The 17,530-nt window shown below is 60.6% G+C and carries 15 protein-coding genes; 6 read left to right on the forward strand and 9 right to left on the reverse strand.

Going from position 1 to position 17,530, the window contains the following annotated elements:
• Positions 1 to 47 precede the first annotated feature (47 nt).
• The gene (locus CXF97_RS20910; protein WP_256589885.1) at positions 48 to 3,530 is read left to right on the forward strand and encodes a calcium-binding protein; all 3,483 of its coding nucleotides are present in this window, start codon (positions 48 to 50) and stop codon (positions 3,528 to 3,530) included.
• Positions 3,531 to 3,702: 172 nt separating this feature from the next.
• On the opposite strand, the gene CXF97_RS20915 is transcribed toward CXF97_RS20910, so the two are convergent.
• From CXF97_RS20915 to CXF97_RS20935, 5 genes are all read right to left on the reverse strand, one after another.
• A complete protein-coding gene (locus CXF97_RS20915) occupies positions 3,703 to 4,278 on the reverse strand; it encodes a hypothetical protein (protein WP_101160630.1) in 576 nt (191 codons plus the stop codon).
• Between the two features lie 69 nt (positions 4,279 to 4,347).
• Complete coding sequence (locus tag CXF97_RS20920; RefSeq protein ID WP_101160632.1) at positions 4,348 to 4,578, reverse strand: hypothetical protein; 231 nt, start codon at positions 4,576 to 4,578, stop codon at positions 4,348 to 4,350.
• A gap of 114 nt (positions 4,579 to 4,692) precedes the next feature.
• Complete coding sequence (locus CXF97_RS20925) at positions 4,693 to 5,283, reverse strand: LON peptidase substrate-binding domain-containing protein (RefSeq protein ID WP_101160635.1); 591 nt, start codon at positions 5,281 to 5,283, stop codon at positions 4,693 to 4,695.
• Between the two features lie 11 nt (positions 5,284 to 5,294).
• Positions 5,295 to 6,011 carry an LrgB family protein gene (locus CXF97_RS20930; RefSeq protein WP_016773013.1) on the reverse strand — a complete coding sequence of 239 codons (717 nt, stop codon included), beginning with the start codon at positions 6,009 to 6,011 and terminating at the stop codon, positions 5,295 to 5,297.
• Positions 6,011 to 6,373, reverse strand: a complete 363-nt coding sequence (locus CXF97_RS20935) for a CidA/LrgA family protein (protein WP_101160638.1) — start codon at positions 6,371 to 6,373, stop codon at positions 6,011 to 6,013. Before CXF97_RS20935 ends, CXF97_RS20930 begins: the two co-directional genes overlap by 1 nt.
• Before the next feature lie 193 nt (positions 6,374 to 6,566).
• Between CXF97_RS20935 and CXF97_RS20940 the strand changes: the two genes are divergently transcribed.
• The 3 genes from CXF97_RS20940 (at position 6,567) to CXF97_RS20950 (ending at position 9,521) form a co-directional block, all read left to right on the forward strand.
• Positions 6,567 to 7,022 carry a MaoC family dehydratase gene (locus CXF97_RS20940; protein WP_101160641.1) on the forward strand — a complete coding sequence of 152 codons (456 nt, stop codon included), beginning with the start codon at positions 6,567 to 6,569 and terminating at the stop codon, positions 7,020 to 7,022.
• 102 nt (positions 7,023 to 7,124) lie between these two features.
• Complete coding sequence (locus CXF97_RS20945; protein ID WP_101160644.1) at positions 7,125 to 8,852, forward strand: C13 family peptidase; 1,728 nt, start codon at positions 7,125 to 7,127, stop codon at positions 8,850 to 8,852.
• A 27-nt stretch (positions 8,853 to 8,879) separates the two neighbouring features.
• A complete protein-coding gene (locus CXF97_RS20950) occupies positions 8,880 to 9,521 on the forward strand; it encodes an oxidoreductase (protein WP_016773010.1) in 642 nt (213 codons plus the stop codon).
• Between the two features lie 109 nt (positions 9,522 to 9,630).
• Here the strand turns inward: CXF97_RS20950 and CXF97_RS20955 are convergent, their stop codons facing one another.
• From CXF97_RS20955 to CXF97_RS20970, 4 genes are all read right to left on the reverse strand, one after another.
• Complete coding sequence (locus tag CXF97_RS20955; RefSeq protein WP_101160647.1) at positions 9,631 to 9,915, reverse strand: YceK/YidQ family lipoprotein; 285 nt, start codon at positions 9,913 to 9,915, stop codon at positions 9,631 to 9,633.
• The gene (ubiX, locus tag CXF97_RS20960; RefSeq protein WP_101160650.1) at positions 9,908 to 10,555 is read right to left on the reverse strand and encodes a flavin prenyltransferase UbiX; all 648 of its coding nucleotides are present in this window, start codon (positions 10,553 to 10,555) and stop codon (positions 9,908 to 9,910) included. The genes CXF97_RS20955 and ubiX overlap by 8 nt, the downstream gene beginning before the upstream one ends.
• On the reverse strand, positions 10,552 to 11,901 hold the full coding sequence (mpl, locus tag CXF97_RS20965) for a UDP-N-acetylmuramate:L-alanyl-gamma-D-glutamyl-meso-diaminopimelate ligase (protein ID WP_101160653.1): 1,350 nt from the start codon (positions 11,899 to 11,901) through the stop codon (positions 10,552 to 10,554). Before mpl ends, ubiX begins: the two co-directional genes overlap by 4 nt.
• A gap of 118 nt (positions 11,902 to 12,019) precedes the next feature.
• Positions 12,020 to 13,930: a sigma-54-dependent Fis family transcriptional regulator gene (locus CXF97_RS20970; RefSeq protein WP_101160656.1), complete on the reverse strand. Its 1,911-nt coding sequence runs from the start codon at positions 13,928 to 13,930 to the stop codon at positions 12,020 to 12,022.
• 383 nt (positions 13,931 to 14,313) lie between these two features.
• On the opposite strand from CXF97_RS20970, the gene CXF97_RS20975 reads away from it, so the two are divergent.
• Both CXF97_RS20975 and eat read left to right on the forward strand, forming a co-directional pair.
• Positions 14,314 to 15,834: an aldehyde dehydrogenase family protein gene (locus CXF97_RS20975; protein ID WP_024014465.1), complete on the forward strand. Its 1,521-nt coding sequence runs from the start codon at positions 14,314 to 14,316 to the stop codon at positions 15,832 to 15,834.
• Positions 15,835 to 16,080: 246 nt separating this feature from the next.
• Positions 16,081 to 17,529, forward strand: a complete 1,449-nt coding sequence (gene eat, locus CXF97_RS20980) for an ethanolamine permease (RefSeq protein ID WP_101160659.1) — start codon at positions 16,081 to 16,083, stop codon at positions 17,527 to 17,529.
• Position 17,530: the final 1 nt, after the last annotated feature.

The following is a 17,530-nucleotide window of genomic DNA, read 5'->3' on the forward strand; positions in this document are numbered from 1 at the left end:
CCCCCGGCATGGAAGCCGGGCAAACACATCATTAAAGGACTGATACCGTGTCAACACTCATCACACCCAGCCTCGCCGCCCTCCAAGCTCGCGCTCTTGCAATGGAGCAAATCAGCGCATCAGCCAACCCGTACGGGCGCCAGCCTGCTCGGTTGATACCGCCGCCTTCCGCCACCGTGGCGGACCCGGACGCGCCCTATCGACGCACGCTGGCGACTCTCGACAAACATTTCGGCCCGTTACGCATTGGCGAAGTCATGAGCAGTCGGGTCGAATTGCAGGCCCTCGGCGCGACCGTCCACGGCCACCCCATTAGTCCGGCGAACGCCGGCATGCAGAGCGCCGACCAAGCCTTCTTCGACGGTTTGAATTTCGATGCGGACAAGGTCCATGCACGCTTGCGCTCAGCGGACATCGCCGACAGCGGCGCCCCTGCCATGCTGTTTTTCGAACTCTGCTGCAAGCGTTCGCCTGATGCCGGGGACCTGTTCGTTCGCGCTACCAGTATCGATCCAGGCAGTTCCTTCGAGCGCCTCAATCGCTTGGGCCAGTCCGCGCAAAAACTCGATATTCAGCGCGTCGACGCGTTTGAAAACTCACCTGGCTGGGTCAATCGAGGCAAAAGCTATTTGATGAGCGGCGCCGGCGTCGGCATGCAGGCGTTCGGCATCTATAGCGGTTACATGGCCATGGTGGATGCAATCAAGCACGGTGAAACCGGGGAAGCCTGGATTCAGGGCGGCTCGATAGCTGCCGAGCTGGGTTCGCTGATTCTCGAACAGGGCTTCAGCAAAGGTGGTCAGGCAATGATCAGAAACGGCGGAATGATCTTCCGTTATTTCCCGCGGACTTCTGTCGGCAAATTCCTGAGCCGCGGCGCCGGCATGTTCGCCAGCATCCTCACGCTGCCCTTCGACATCAATGATGCGGTGAAGTCGTTCAATGCCGCAGCGGTAACCTCCGGCAAGGTGGCGCAAGACCACTACGTCAGCGCCGGCCTCAGTGTCGCCGGCGCGGGTATCAGCCTCGCACTGGGCGTGGCGGCCCTGGCCGGTTTCGGCAGCGTCGCCGGCCCTCTCGGCCTGGCTGCCGCCGCACTGTTGATCGCCGGCTCGATGATTTATCAAGCCGCGCGCGTGGTCGATGACATCGACGATTACATCGAACTGACGGCCCACGAACGCTTGCGCTCGGGCTGGTTCGCCTTCACCGGCAAGGAACTGGACAAGGAGGTCATGGACCGCTTCAAGGTCTCCAAGGGTTACCGCGACCATCAGGACCTACTGCAATTGTCCGCCAGACAAATGCTCGAAGGTGCGTACAAACACTCTCTGGAACATGTGATAAACGGTGCATTTCGGGTTGAGCTCAAATCGGTCCAACTCTGGCGCTACCAGTGGAACGAGCAGGCCGGCGAACAGCCGTTCAAGCTTGATAGCCAGGCGGCGGTCGTTGACGGTGATGACGAGATCGACGCTGGCAAAGGCTTGCCAGCGGAGCTTGAAGGCAAGGTTTCCGGCGCGGCGGGCGATGGCAAAGGTGTGCTCTGGCGCCTCGGCGATGGCAATGATCGGGTGGTCGGGGTGAACGATCAACCGAACATGTTTTCTTTCCGCTCCGGTCACAAGGCCCTCACGGGCGGCGCCAAGAGCGACGCGTTTTACCACGAAGTGACCCATGACGAACTCAACCGGGCGAACAAACCGCCTCATCTGAGCGTGTTCGATGGCGGCACCGGCTCTGACACGCTGGCGTTCGAAGGCAGCCGCCCACTCGATGACACCACCCACATCGGCCACGACATCAACCTGCAGACCGGCAAGGTCAGCCTGCGCGGGCTGGATGCCGATGTCGCCGCCGTACACGTCGCCCAGCTGACATCGATCGAAAACGTCTCGACACTGCGCAAAGGCACCAGCCGCGTGACCGGCAGCGGCGAAGCCAACCGGATCGCCGCCAATGGTTACGACCGGGTCAATGCCGGCGCTGGCGACGACACCATCGCCATCGGCGGCGTCGATTGCCGGGTCGATGGCGGCAGCGGCAGGGACCGCTACTACATCGCCGACACCTGCGTGCGCACCACAATCATCGAAGACGGCGAGCACGCCAGCCTGATCGAGTTCGGCTGGCCGCGGGACGTCATTCAGCACTGGGAAATCAACGACACCGCCCTGGTGGTCCGCTCTCTGCGCGGCATCGACGGCAACGATCCCGAGCATGTCCTCACCATCGAAAATGTCTACCAACGGATCGACGGCGAGCGCCAGTTGAAAAATAACCAACTGGTGTTCAAGACTCAGGACGAATACGAGCTGCTCGCGCTGCTGCCGAGCAAACCGGGGGCGGCATCGGTCGAGCAGGTCGACATTGCGGTAACGCTCATCGGCAAACCGAGCCCTGTGGCAGAGATCATCAGTAGCGGTACGGTGGACATCAATGATCAGGGGCGCAAACGGCATTATGTGTCGCGCCTGCCTGGCGATATCGAATTCGTCGCCAAACGTCATGCGACGCGCACTTCACGTACGGTTCACCTCGACTTCAAGAGCACTGAAATAAAAGATGTCGTGGTTAGTTATGAAGTCGAAATCCGCAAGGGTGTCTCCGGCAATACCCACCTGACTTACAAAGACATCGGCCTGGCGCTGCACCTGCCGCAGAAAGTCGTGACCTTCAAAGGGGTGATTCAGCCTATCGCCGCAGCCACCGGCTACAGCGGCAGAAACAGCCTGAAAGTCACTACGCCGTTGCTTGCCCACGACATCGTCCTGATTCTGCAGGATGAGGTTTCATATCGCCTGCAAGTGCCGGAGCTGAACTACCAGGACGATGCGCTTAACCCAGGCTCCCGCAGCCAGAGTACCCGCAGTTGCCTGAAGCGGCGTACCGGCAATTACCTGTTCACCCGGCCGGTGGCCGGAGAAAAACTGGCCTTGCCCGCGCAACCGAGCAAAGTAGTGATTCCCGCCGGGCCGCACACCGGCATCCATGTGCTCCACGGGCAAAGTTCGACGTACGACGTGTACCTGACCAGCAACTCCATCGTGCGCTTGTCAACACCGGGCGCGGCAGCGAAAACCGCCAACGCATCGGTCTGGAACATCTTCACCAGCACCATGACGGAGACGATCAAGCGTGATGACATTCAACTCGAGGCCAACCGCCTGCGCATCGGTAGCGCCGTGATCGAACTGCCGACTGTCGACGACGACGCACCGGTCGAGTCGGTCAGCGTGGTGACGTCCGCGGGGCATATTTACGAAGTGTCGCTGCTGTTCGAAGTGCTTCAGTTGTATGTCATCGATGCCAGCGCTTACACCAGCGTCGAAGCGCTCGTGACCGAGATCGACGCGCACCGCCAGCGCAACGAACTGGCCGCCATCGTGCACCTGCCGCACCTCAGCGCGAAGGGAAAAACCGGCACGCTGGTTTACCACGCGACGAAGCAGTACTGGAGCTTGAAGGGGGACCCGAAGGTACGTATCGAGCCTGAAGATCTATTGATCACTCCAATGCCAACTGTCTGATCGGTAGCAGTCGACGATGACGGCGCACCGCTGCAGCACAGAGGGCTGCAGCGGTGCCATTTTTGACGACGCCTCGGGCTAGGCCATAAGACGCCGAGCAGACCAAGACCGTGGTGTACGCCATCGATCATTCAGAAATGCATGGCGCGTTTTATTGGCTTTAAGTCTGTAACTATCGAACCACTTTGATCACGAACGTCGCCGGTTTGTTGTTGAACGCGTTATGCCCGGTGAGGTTGGGATCTTCATCCACAAAGGTATCCATACCGCCGCTGACGTGGCGGTACAACGGCTTGCTCCTGGATTTACCGTTCACCGCTTCGCTGCTCAACTCAAGATGGGCCGGCCCCGCCTCGAAGTCGCCCAGCGAAGCTTTGGGTACGCCGTACGTACTGATGGAAAAGTGCTGCGCGGGGGCACTGGTACTGGCTAAAAGGTTGTGCGTCAGGGCCTCTATGTAAAGGCGCGCATCGGCGAACGCCCCCGTATGCACCAGTGAGATTTCATAGTTGTCACCCTGCGGGACGAACTTCAGTAATAACGGCTCGTCGTCTTCATGATCGGCCAGCGTAATGAAACTGGCGACACGCGTATCCGCCAGCCCCACTTCGGCTTCCAGTTGCTCGCCTTTGGTCATGCGCAGTTGGCCAAGGGCCTTTTGCAGACGCTGTTGATTAAGCACCACCGGCCGACCGCTGAGATAAAGATGCGCGTTGAATGTTTTGCTGTTTACTCTGGTTATGGACATGGTTTGCACCTGTAAGCATCCCGCCGTCGGCTATACCCACGGCAGGCAATATCGTAAGGGGAAAAGTCTTCAAACAGCGACGGCTGCAACTATGGTCGAGGCGGACGCAGACATCCGTGGCATATCCCCTGCCGGTATTTTTTCGGACTTTCGTTTACGTCGGGCAATTATCATGCGATCGGCATACGTCGATGCAGCTTCAATCACATTGTTGACGTTATGGTCGGTCTCGGCATGTTTCAAAATATACTTGCCGGCAATATCGTCCCAGAACGCCCATTCATCTTCATATACAGTCATGACTTCTTCCTTGTTCTTATTCAAGTTACCCGCGTCCTGCGGGCCACTTGAAAGTAAGACAAAGTCATCGTAGCGACAATAATGGCAAATGCGATCAGTTGATTCAAAGTACAACTAGGCGAACAACTCGCCTTGTAGCTCATCAAGCAAGGCCTGGATCGCGTCCAACCGCTGTTGAGGATCATCGAGTTGCAGCAGGTCGATTTTGTCTTCTTCCGCGAACGGCAACAGATAGGCCAGCTGATTGGCCAGTGACTGCTGGCCGGCGGCTTCAGTCCCCATGGCCAAGGCTTCGACCATCGGGTGTTCGGCCAGTGCCTTGAGCAGTGCAACCAGATCGGCGTCCTCGTCCTGTAGCGGTTGCTCGGGCTCGTCGTCGAGCCACTCGACATCGGCCAGAATCAATTGATCGCGCTGCACTTCGGTGCGCAGCACATTGAAGCGTCGCCCGCCCTGCACACGAATACCGAGCAGACCGTTGTCCTGTTGCTGGAAATCGGTAATCCGCGCTTCACAGCCAACCAGGGCGAACCCCTGGGGCGCTACGCCGACTTCGCTGCCCTCGAGAATGCACACCACACCAAAGCCGACGCCCTGTTTCATGCAGCGGCCGATCATGTCGAGGTAGCGTGCCTCGAAGATCTGCAGATCAAGGTTGCAGCCGGGGAACAGCACCGTGTTCAGCGGGAAAAGCGGCAGACTCATAGACATTTTCCTTACACCACCATTGACACCGCCAACGGCAGGAACACCGCCGTGGCCACGCCCATCAGACTCATCGCCAGCGCGGCGAACGCGCCGCACTCATCGTTTTCCTGCATCGCCACCGCCGTGCCGACCGCATGCGCGGTCATGCCCAGCGCCATGCCGCGCGCTTCGGGGCTGTGCACGCCGAGGCGGGTCAGCAGCGCCGGGCCGAAGATCGCGCCAATCACCCCGGTGATCAGCACGAACACCGCGGCCAGCGCCGCCACGCCACCGATCTGCTCGGCGACCAGCATGGCGATCGGCGAAGTCACCGATTTCGGCGCCATGGTCATCAGGATCATGTGATCGGCACCGAACCACCAGCCCAGCGCCACACCCATGCCTGTTGCCACCACCCCGCCTATCACCAGCGTAGTAAAAATCGGCCAGAACAATTGGCGGATGCGACGCAGGTTGAGATACAGCGGCACCGCCAGCGCGACGGTTGCCGGGCCGAGCAGAATGCTGAGGATTTCGGTGCTCTTGCGGTACTCCGCGTAAGTCAGGCCGCAGCCGACCAGCACACCAATCACCAACAACATGGAGACCAGTACCGGTTGCAGAAAGATCCAGCGGGTTTTCTCGAATGCCGCCAGCACCAGTTGATAGGCGCCGAGGGTGATACCGATGCCGAACAGCGGATGGTGAATCACCGAGGCCCACGCGCCTTGCCAGTCGAACAGCATCAGGACTCCTCCGCCGGCGGCGCGTGACGTTTGACCAACCGTTGCATCAGCACACCGGCAAAGGCCATCGACAGGATCAGCGAGACCACCAGCGCGCCGACGATCGCCCAGAAATCGGCGGCAATCGCCGTGGCATACACCATCACCCCCACCGCCGGCGGCACCAGCAGCAACGGCAGATAACGCAGCAGACTGCCCGCCGCCTGATTCAGCGGCTCGCCGACCTCACCGCGAATGATCAGGTACACCAGCAACAGCAGCAGCCCGATGATCGGCCCCGGCAATATCGGTAACAGCAAGTGATTGAGCGCTGTGCCGAGCAATTGGAACAGCACCAGCAGGGTCAGGCCACGTAACAACATCCGACATCTCCGTCTTACATTTTCAGCCAGCAGGGCTCGGCATTATAAGCATGCCGGCGCTATGGACCGGCATTCGCCAAAAGCATGGTCGGTTGACCTGAGCAAATCGCCATGATGATCTACAGTGGTTCGCAGGCCGGTCAAATCCGCCCCCTGAAAAACTATAAAACCGATGAACCCAAGGAGAGTCTCAATGCCCTATGTTCCCGTTGCAGAGCTCAAAGATTATGTCGGCAAGGAACTTGGACGTTCCCAATGGCTCACCATCGATCAGGAGCGCATCAACCTGTTCGCCGAAGCCACCGGTGATTTTCAGTTCATTCATGTCGACCCGGTCAAAGCCGCGCAAACGCCTTTTGGCAGCACGATTGCTCATGGTTTCCTGTCGCTGTCGCTGATGCCAAAATTGATGGAAGACATCATCGTGCTGCCCGAAGGCGTAAAGATGGTCGTCAACTATGGCCTGGACAGCGTGCGTTTCATCCAACCGGTCAAGGTCAATTCTAAAGTCCGATTGAAGGTCGATATGGTCGAAGTGACCGAGAAAAAACCCGGCCAGTGGCTGCTCAAGGCGACCGCAACACTTGAAATAGAGGGCTCGGACAAACCGGCCTACATCGCCGAGCCACTGTCGCTCTGCTTCGTCTGATCATCCCGGATGCGAAGCAGCGCACGCTGTTTCGCGTCACGTCTGTATATATGCGACGCATAGCTGCGGCATACTCGGTCGCCTAATTGCCCGGATCCCGCTATGCGCTCAATCGCTCGACTTGCACCCCTTGCCCTGACCCTGATGCTCACCGCTTGCGGCGACGGCGAATCGCTGTTGCCGCCAGATGCGCGCCTGCCCGATGGTGGTCGCTATCGCGGTGAACTGGTCGACGGCTTGCTGCAAGGTCAGGGCCGCGTCGACTACCCCAATGGCAGTTGGTACGCCGGAGAGTTCGACAAGGGGCAATGGCACGGGCAAGGCGAATGGCATGGCAGTAACGGCGAGGTCTATCGCGGCCGGTTTCAGCAAGGTCTGTTTGAGGGTCAGGGCAGCCTGACCACCAATGCCAGCAGTTATACCGGCGGCTTCAAACAGGGCCGGCGCGATGGCGAAGGTACGCTGAAAGAAAACGGCATGACCTATCGCGGCGAATTCAAGGCTGACCAGTATTCCGGCCTTGGCCGTCTGGAAATGGACGACGGCAGCTCCTATCAAGGCCAGTTCGCCCATGGCAAACCCAACGGGGAAGGCCAGCGCGGCGACGCCAGCGGCAATTCGTTCACGGGCCACTTCGTCAACGGCCAACTGGAAGGCAACGGCACTTACAACAGCGCCGACGGCGATATCTACGTCGGCGGCTTCAAGAACAATCAACTGCACGGCAAGGGCCGCTACGAGAACGCCGACGGTGACGTCTGGCTCGGCCAGTTCAAGGAAGGCGCGCTGACCGGCAAGGGTGAATTGATCGGCGCCGATGGCAGCCATTACATCGGTGTGTTCAATGACTGGCGCTTCACCGGTCAGGGCCGCCTGAACCTGGCCGACGGCAGCTTTTATATCGGCGGCTTCGACAACGACAGTTACTCCGGCCGCGGCACTTTGGTGCTGACCGATGGCAGCGTGCTCACTGGCACCTGGATCAACGGCCAGCGCGTGCGCGACGCCGACGGCAAATTGCTGCCCGACACCCTCGAACTCGGTTTGCTCGCCCAGGGGCGCTTGCTCGACGAAGCGCTGACGGCGATTCCCGCTTCGACGCCAGCAGTCGAGCTGTACACGCTCACCCTCGGTGGCGACGGCAAGCAAAGTGTGTTTCTGCGCGAATCCGACTACGTTGCCAACATGCTCAATACGCGCTTCGGCGCCTTCGGCCAGATTCGTCTGGTCAATCACCGTGATCATCTCGGCGACCGGCCGATGGCCACCCGCGAAAACCTGCGCCGCGCCGCGCAAGCCCTCGCCGAACGCAGCGGGCCGGAAGATCTGCTGTTCATTTATCTGACCAGCCACGGCACCGCCGAGCATGAACTGGTGCTCGATCAGCCGCGCATGGAATTGGCCGATCTGCCAGCCGATGAACTCGCCGCCGTGCTCGCGCCGCTGAAGCACCGGGACAAGGTCATCGTGATTTCTTCGTGCTATTCCGGCGGTTTCATCCCGGCGCTGAAAGACGAACGCACGCTGATCATGACCGCCTCGCGCGCCGATCGGGTGTCGTTCGGCTGCTCCGAAGAAGCCAACTTCACCTACTTCGGCGACGCGCTGTTTGCCCAGGCACTGAACCAGACGGATGATCTGGAGCAGGCTTTCAAACTGGCCAAGGCCACCGTCGCCGAACGTGAACTGGCCGACGGCTTCGAAGCCTCGGAGCCGCAGATCTGGGCGCCGAAAACCGTACTGTCGCACTGGCAACTGCTGCGTAAACAGCAAGCGCGCAAAGCGTTGCAAAGCAGCGCATTGAACGACGCGGCGATAAAAGGCAACTAAGCTGGACAGTATCAAGGGAGAGACACTATGTACTTGACGCCTCAGCACGTATTGCTTGCCGGAGCCACCGGATTGACCGGTGAACATTTGCTCGACCGTTTGCTCAACGAGCCAACGATTACCCGTGTCCTCGCCCCTTCGCGCCGGCCGCTGGCCGAGCATCCGCATCTGGAAAACCCGGTGGGCGATCCACAAGCGTTTTTGCCGCAACTCAGCGGCCGGGTCGATATCGCCTACTGTTGCCTCGGCACAACGATCAAACAGGCAGGCTCCGAAGAAGCCTTTCGCGCCGTCGATCTGGACATGGTCGTGGCGTTTGCCAAGCGCGCGCGGGAGATGGGCGCGCGGCACCTGATCGTGATCAGCGCAATCGGCGCCGATCCGAATTCGTCGGTGTTCTATAACCGCGTCAAAGGCGAGATGGAACAGGCCTTGCGCGCGCAGAACTGGCCGCAGCTGACCATTTGCCGACCTTCGCTGTTGCTCGGCGAACGTACCGAGCCGCGTTTGGTCGAGCAACTGGCCGGGCCATTGTCAAAGCTGATTCCGGGGAAATACCACGGCATCGAAGCGTGCCAGTTGGCAAGGGCGATGTGGCGCCTGGCGCTGGAAGAACAGGATGGCGTGCGGGTGATTGAATCGGATGAGCTGCGCAAGCTCGGTAAATAATCTGCGGGCGATGGAGTGAAACAAGATCAAAGGATCGCAGCCTTCGGCAGCTCCTACAGAAGAGCCCATTCCCCTGTAGGAGCTGCCGAAGGCTGCGATCTTTTGACCTTTACAATCCACCCGTCGCCTGGAATCCCACGCCAATCACGGTAAGCAGCGACAACGGCAACAACAACGTATCGAGCAACGCACTGGCCGGCAGATCCACTCCCGGGTAGCTCGGCGCCTCGGCGCCGAACCGGTCCACCGCACAGCAGCCGCCATTCAACGCATACAAATCCAGCCGCGTCCCGGCGTACACCACCGGTGCGCCCGGTTTGGCAGCGTCGAGAGTGCGCGCGGTGGCACAACCACCCAATTGCAGCGCCAGCACAATCACCAGCAGCTTATTCATCGCTGCTCAGATGATGCTCGCCCCAGCGCGGCAACATGTCTTGCGCAATGCCGAGCAGATTGAGGATCCGCGCGACCACGAAGTCGATCAAATCATCGATGGTCTGCGGCTGGTGATAGAAGCCTGGCGACGCCGGCAGAATCGTTACGCCAAGGTTCGACAGCTTGAGCATGTGCTCCAGATGAATGCTCGAGTACGGCGCCTCGCGCGGCACCAGAATCAACTGGCGACGCTCTTTCAGCGTGACATCCGCAGCGCGTTCGATCAGGTTGTTGCAGGCGCCAGTGGCAATCGCCGACAGCGTGCCGGTCGAACACGGCACCACCACCATCGCCGCCGGCGCACCGGAGCCGGAGGCCACCGGCGACATCCAGTCTTCCTTGCCGTACACGCGAATCTGCCCGGCGGCGGCGCCGGTGTACTCGGTCAGAAACGCCTGCATCATCTGCGGTTTGTTCGGCAGCGACACGTCGGTCTCGGTGGCCATCACCAGTTGCGCAGCCTTGGAAATCAGGAAGTGTACTTCACGATCTTCGCGCACCAGGCAATCGAGCAGGCGCAAGCCGTACTGCGCGCCCGAAGCGCCGGTCATCGCCAGGGTGATGCGTTCCGGGCCGCCGGCCTGCGAATAAGTGTTCATTGCAGCGCCTCGGCGAGCTTGCCGTGCAGACCGCCGAAGCCGCCGTTGCTCATGATCACCACGTGCGTGCCGGGCTGCGCCTGGCTCTTCACGCGTTCGATGATGCCTTCCAGAGAATCGCTGACGATGGACGGCACGGTGCATAACGCTGCGGTGGCGCCGAGGTCCCAACCGAGGTTGGCCGGGGCGTACCAGATCACCTGATCGGCATCGACCACACTGTCCGGCAAACCGTCACGGTGCGCGCCGAGCTTCATCGAATTGGAGCGCGGCTCGATGATTGCAATCAGTGGCGCGTCGCCGATGCGTTTGCGCAGGCCATCGAGCGTGGTAGCGATGGCGGTCGGGTGATGGGCGAAGTCGTCGTAGATGGTGATGCCACGCACGTCGGCGACTTTCTCCATACGCCGTTTGACGTTCTTGAAGGCGCTCAACCCGGCGATGCCCATCGATGGCACAACACCGACATGCCGCGCCGCAGCCAGAGCAGCCAGGGCGTTGGCGACGTTGTGCTGACCGGTCAATTCCCACTCGACGGTGCCTTGCGACACACCTTCGAACATCACTTCGAACGCCGAGCCGTCCTCGCTCAGCAACTTGACCTGCCACTGACCGCCGGCACCGGTGGTTTGCACCGGGGTCCAGCAGCCCATTTCGATCACGCGCTGCAACGCCGGCTCTGTGGTCGGATGAATAACCAGACCTTCGCTCGGGATGGTCCGCACCAAATGGTGGAATTGACGCTCGATGGCTGGCAGATCGGGGAAGATGTCGGCGTGATCGAACTCAAGATTGTTGAGAATCGCGGTGCGCGGACGGTAGTGAACGAACTTCGAGCGTTTGTCGAAGAAGGCGCTGTCGTATTCGTCAGCCTCGATCACAAAAAACGGCGTACCGCCCAGACGTGCGGACACCGAAAAGTTCTGCGGCACGCCGCCGATGAGGAAACCCGGGCTCATGCCCGCGTGTTCCAGCACCCAGGCGAGCATGCTGCTGGTGGTGGTCTTGCCGTGTGTACCGGCCACTGCCAATACCCAACGACCTTGCAGCACGTGATCCGCCAGCCACTGGGGGCCGGAGACGTACGGCAGGCCTTTGTTCAGTACATATTCCACCGCCGGATTGCCACGGGACATGGCGTTGCCGATCACCACCAGATCCGGTGCCGGATCGAGCTGCGCCGGGTCATAGCCCTGCGTCAGCTGAATGCCCTGGGCCTCGAGCTGCGTGCTCATCGGCGGATAGACGTTGGCGTCGGAGCCGGTAACGTGATGGCCCAGCTCTTTGGCCAACACCGCCATCGAGCCCATGAAAGTCCCGCAGATACCCAGAATATGAATGTGCATAGTCGACCTCGTAAAACATGGCCGCAGGTTAGCGTAGGGAGGGGGAAATGGCACTCTTTAGCTGTATTCGAATACTCCCGGCTACCCCAACTGCACTCGTCAGCTCCTACAGGGAAATTTATGCGGTTCGGGCGATACCGTGCTTGCGCAACTTTCTGTACAGCGTATTGCGACTGACCCCCAACTGTTCAGCGGTACGGGTCATATTCCAGCGCGTCTGCTCGAGCGCACCGAGCAAGGCCAGACGCTCGGCGTCATCCAGTGGCTGCGCGCAAGGCTGCGCCGGCGCAACCGTCGGCCGCGCCTGTCGAATCATTGCCGGCAAATCCGCAACCCCGACCCGCCCGCCATCACACAACGCCGCCAGCGTGCGCAGGACATTGCGCAACTGCCGCACATTGCCCGGCCAGTTGAATGCCAACAACGCTTGCCGCGCCGGTTCGTCGATCAGGATCGTTTCGCCTCCGGCCTCCTCGGCCAGAAGAAAATCCAGTAGTTGCGATTTGTCACTGCGCTCACGCAACGCCGGCAATGCCACTTCCAGCCCGTTCAAGCGGTAATACAGATCCTCGCGAAAGCTGCCGCCCTCGACCCGCTCGAGCAGATTGCGGTGCGTCGCGCTGATGATTCGCACATCCACCGCTTGCGGTTCGCCGCCGATCGGTACCACTTGCCGATCCTCCAACACCCGCAGCAAGCGGGTCTGCAAGGCCAGCGGCATGTCGCCGATTTCATCGAGAAACAGCGTGCCGCCATCGGCCTGTTGCAGCTTGCCGCGCATGCCGTCCTTGCGCGCGCCGGTGAAACTGCCACCGCGATAGCCGAACAGTTCGCTTTCGATCAGGCTTTCCGGGATGGCTGCGCAATTGAGTGCGACGAAGGCGTTGCCAAAGCGCTGGCTGGCCTGATGCACAGCCTTGGCAAAGGCCTCCTTGCCCGAGCCGGTTTCGCCGTTGATCAACAGCGGCACGTCGCGCTCGAATACGCGCAGGGCTTTGCGAAATTCCGCCTGCAACGCTTCGTCGCTCAGGCAAATCCCGGACAGGCGTGGCGCTGGCGCGGCGATGGGCGCTGGAACAATAGCTGCCGGCTTGCGCGATTCGCCGCGCAACACCGCAAACAGATGCCGGCCATCGCGGGTACGCAACGGCCAACTGGCGCTGGCGTTAGCGCTCGCGCGGCCAAGCAGCTCATCCAGCGCACAATCGAAAAACGCTTCCACCGGTTGGCCGAGCAAGCCATCGCGGCTATGCCCGAGCAGGTTCAGCGCACTCTGGTTGACCGCACTGATCCGCCCTTCGCCGTCAAACGCCAGCAGCCCCTCGCTGAACAGACCGACGGACTCGGCCTGCAGGTGGAAACGCAGCAACCATTGATTGTCGAAACAGCGCAGGAAGTAGCAGCTCTCGATCATCTTCGCCGACAGATTGACCAGCGCCATGGTGTGAAACTGGCTTTGGCGCGAAACATCTGGGCGCGCCGAGGACACGTCGAGTACCGCCAGCAATTCCCCGTGCGGGTCGAACACCGGGCTCGCCGAGCAGGTCAGCCCGGTATGGCGGCCGCGAAAGTGTTCGTCCTGATGGATGGTCAGCGCCTGACGCTCGACCAGGCAAGTGCCGATGCCGTTGGTGCCTTCGCACGCCTCGCTCCAGTCAGCGCCGAGCCACAGCCCGGCGCGTTCGAAAATCCTGCGTTCGGCCGGCGCGGTGATGCAATTGAGGATCACACCGCGCGCGTCAGTCAGCAGCACCGCATGGCCGGCGCCGGAAAGTTGTTGATGCAGGCTGCTCATTTCCGTACCAGCGATTTGCAACACTTGTTGCAGACGTTCGCGACTCTCCAGCACCCGGCCGTGTTCAAGCACGGTCGGCGCCATGCTCAGGGCCGGGTCGAGGTGATAGTCCTGCAGACACCGTAGCCAGGAGCGGGCGATCGACGGGTCGGCACCGGGGCCGTGCAAATGCGGCTTGCCCTGGGTGGCGGTGAGAACCTGGCGGGCATGGCGACTCAAATGGTTGTCGTGCATTTCTTATTGTTCTCCCCGAAAGGTCTACGCAATCCCTGTAGGAGCTGCCGCAGGCCGCGTTCTTTTGATCTTGAAAAACAAAATCAAAAGATCGCAGCCTGCGGCAGCTCCTACGGAGATTGCTGTTGGCTGAGGATCCCTCAGCCACCCGCGCATTGCAATGCTGGCAAGACCGTCCGGTCACGGGCTGTGCCGCAAGCGGTACAAATTGTCACGCGCGCTGTACCGAAACCGTCACAGCGCCACTCCATTCGTCCGAGACAAACCGGCCAAGCCCTTGATTTGCCTGACCTGCACGGCAGTGGCCCGAGCCTTGCTCTACGCTTATACCAAGCGCACTTGCGCGTCTCTCTAATAAGTACAAAGCCAAGGAGAACATCATCATGCGTTACGCTCACCCCGGTACTGACGGCGCCAAGGTCTCGTTCAAGAGCAAGTACGGTAACTACATCGGCGGCGAGTTCGTCGCGCCGGTCAAAGGTCAGTACTTCACCAACACCTCGCCAGTGAACGGCCAGCCCATTGCCGAATTCCCCCGCTCGACCGCCGAAGACATCGACAAGGCGCTGGACGCTGCCCATGCCGCCGCCGATGCGTGGGGCGCCACTTCCGTGCAGGCACGCTCACTGATCCTGCTGAAAATCGCCGACCGCATCGAAGAGAACCTCGAACTGCTGGCGATCACCGAAACCTGGGACAACGGCAAAGCCATCCGCGAGACCCTCAACGCCGACATCCCGCTTGCCGCTGACCACTTCCGCTATTTCGCCGGGTGCCTGCGCGCTCAGGAAGGCAGCGCTGCGGAAATCGACGGCAACACCGTGGCCTATCACATCCATGAACCTTTGGGCGTGGTCGGCCAGATCATCCCGTGGAACTTTCCGCTGCTGATGGCCGCGTGGAAACTCGCGCCAGCGCTGGCCGCCGGTAACTGCGTGGTGCTCAAACCCGCCGAGCAGACCCCGCTGGGCATCTGCGTGCTGATGGAACTGATCGGCGACCTGCTGCCACCAGGCGTGCTCAATGTCGTGCAAGGCTTCGGCAAAGAGGCCGGCGAAGCACTGGCGACCAGCAAGCGTATCGCCAAGATCGCCTTCACCGGCTCGACCCCGGTCGGCTCGCACATCATGAAATGCGCAGCGGAAAACATCATCCCATCCACCGTGGAACTGGGCGGCAAATCACCGAACATCTTCTTCGAAGACATCATGCAGGCCGAACCGAGCTTCATCGAAAAAGCCGCCGAAGGTCTGGTGCTGGCGTTCTTCAACCAGGGCGAAGTCTGCACCTGCCCGTCGCGCGCGCTGGTGCAGGAGTCGATCTACGACGAATTCATGCAGGCGGTGATGAAGAAGGTCAGCCAGATCAAACGTGGCGACCCGCTCGACACCGACACCATGGTCGGCGCCCAGGCATCCGAGCAGCAATTCGACAAGATCCTCTCCTACCTGGAAATAGCCAAGGGCGAAGGCGCCGAGCTGCTGACTGGCGGCAAGGTGGAAAAACTCGAAGGCAGCCTGGCCACTGGTTATTACATCCAGCCGACCCTGCTCAAGGGCACCAACAAGATGCGCGTGTTCCAGGAGGAAATCTTCGGCCCGGTGGTGAGCATCACCACCTTCAAGGATGAAGCCGAAGCCCTGGCGATCGCCAACGACACCGAGTTCGGCCTCGGCGCCGGCCTGTGGACTCGCGACATCAACCGCGCCTACCGCATGGGTCGGGCGATCAAGGCTGGCCGCGTGTGGACCAACTGCTACCACCTGTACCCGGCACACGCCGCGTTTGGTGGTTACAAGAAGTCCGGTGTCGGCCGTGAGACGCACAAGATGATGCTCGACCATTATCAGCAGACCAAGAACCTGTTGGTGAGTTACGACATCAATCCGTTGGGCTTCTTTTAAGCGGACGGGGCGAGGCAGTGACTACTGCATCGCCCTTTCAATAGCTTCGCGAGCAGCTCGCTCCCGCAGAGAATTTGCGTGCGACCACAAATCCACTGTGGGAGCGGGCTTGCTCGCGAAGGCGGTCATACCTTCAATATCCAAGTCACTGACAAACCGCTTTCGCGAGCAAGCCCGCTCCCACAGGGGTAATTCGCCACTCCAGCGATCAGGTTGGATAAAAACAATAAAAACAGGTAACTGCTTATGCCAAGCGATCATGCAAACCCGCAACCGGCAACTTCCTCCGTCGACTTCGAAAAAGTCGGCACCGACTACTTTCAACAACGCGAACTGAAAAAAGGTGCCGCCGGCTGGATCCTGCTGGTGGGCCTGGGCGTTGCTTATGTGATTTCCGGCGACTACGCCGGCTGGAACTTCGGCCTCGCCCAGGGTGGCTGGGGCGGCATGTTCCTCGCCACGCTGCTGATGGCGACCATGTACCTGTGCATGTGCTTTTCCCTGGCCGAACTGTCGTCGATGATTCCCACCGCCGGCGGCGGCTACGGTTTCGCCCGCAGTGCGTTCGGGCCGTGGGGCGGGTTTCTCACCGGCACGGCGATCCTTATCGAATACGCCATCGCCCCCGCTGCCATCGCGGTGTTCATCGGTGCGTACTGCGAGTCGCTGTTCGGCATTGGCGGCTGGATGATTTACCTGGCCTTCTACATCATCTTCATCGCCATCCATATTTTCGGCGTCGGCGAAGCGCTCAAGCTGATGTTCATCATCACCGCCGTCGCCGCGCTGGCGCTGGGCGTGTTTCTGGTGGCGATGGTGCCGCACTTCGACGTCGCCAACCTGCTCGACATCCCGGTGACCACTGCGGTCGGCGCCAGCCCGTTTCTGCCGTTCGGCTATGTCGGCGTATGGGCGGCGATTCCCTATGCGATCTGGTTTTTCCTCGCCGTCGAAGGCGTGCCGCTGGCCGCCGAAGAAACCAAAAACCCCAAGCGCGATCTGCCGCGCGGGCTGATCGGGGCGATGCTGGTGCTGCTGATGTTCGCCCTGCTGATCCTGATCGTCGGCCCCGGCGGCGCCGGCGCCAATTCGCTGCTGACCTCAGGTAACCCGCTGGTCGAAGCACTCAGCAAGGCCTATGGCGGTTCGACCTGGATGGGCAGCTTCGTCAATCTCGTCGGTCTGGCCGGGCTGATCGCCAGTTTCTTCTCGATCATCTACGCCTACTCGCGGCAGATCTTCGCGTTGTCGCGGGCCGGTTACCTGCCGCGCAAACTGTCGCAGACCAACAAAAGCAAGGCGCCGGTGCTCGCGCTGGTGATTCCCGGGATTATCGGCTTCGGACTGTCGTTGACCGGCCAGGGCGACCTGCTGATTCTGGTCGCGGTATTCGGCGCTACCATTTCCTATGTGCTGATGATGGCCGCGCACATCACCCTGCGCATCCGCCGCCCCAAAATGGACCGGCCGTACCGCACGCCGGGCGGCATTTTCACTTCTGGCGTGGCGCTGGTGCTGGCTTGCATTGCCGTGGTGGCGGGCTTCCTCGTCGATCCACGGGTGGTGATTGGGGCCGCCATCATCTATGGAGTGTTAATTGCTTACTTTGCTTTCTACAGTCGGCATCACTTGGTAGCAGGCACGCCGGAAGAAGAATTCGCGGCGATTCAGAAAGCTGAACAAGCCTTGCACTGAT

Origin of the sequence: Pseudomonas sp. Choline-02u-1, assembly GCF_002836515.1 — a bacterium.
Classification (GTDB): domain Bacteria; phylum Pseudomonadota; class Gammaproteobacteria; order Pseudomonadales; family Pseudomonadaceae; genus Aquipseudomonas.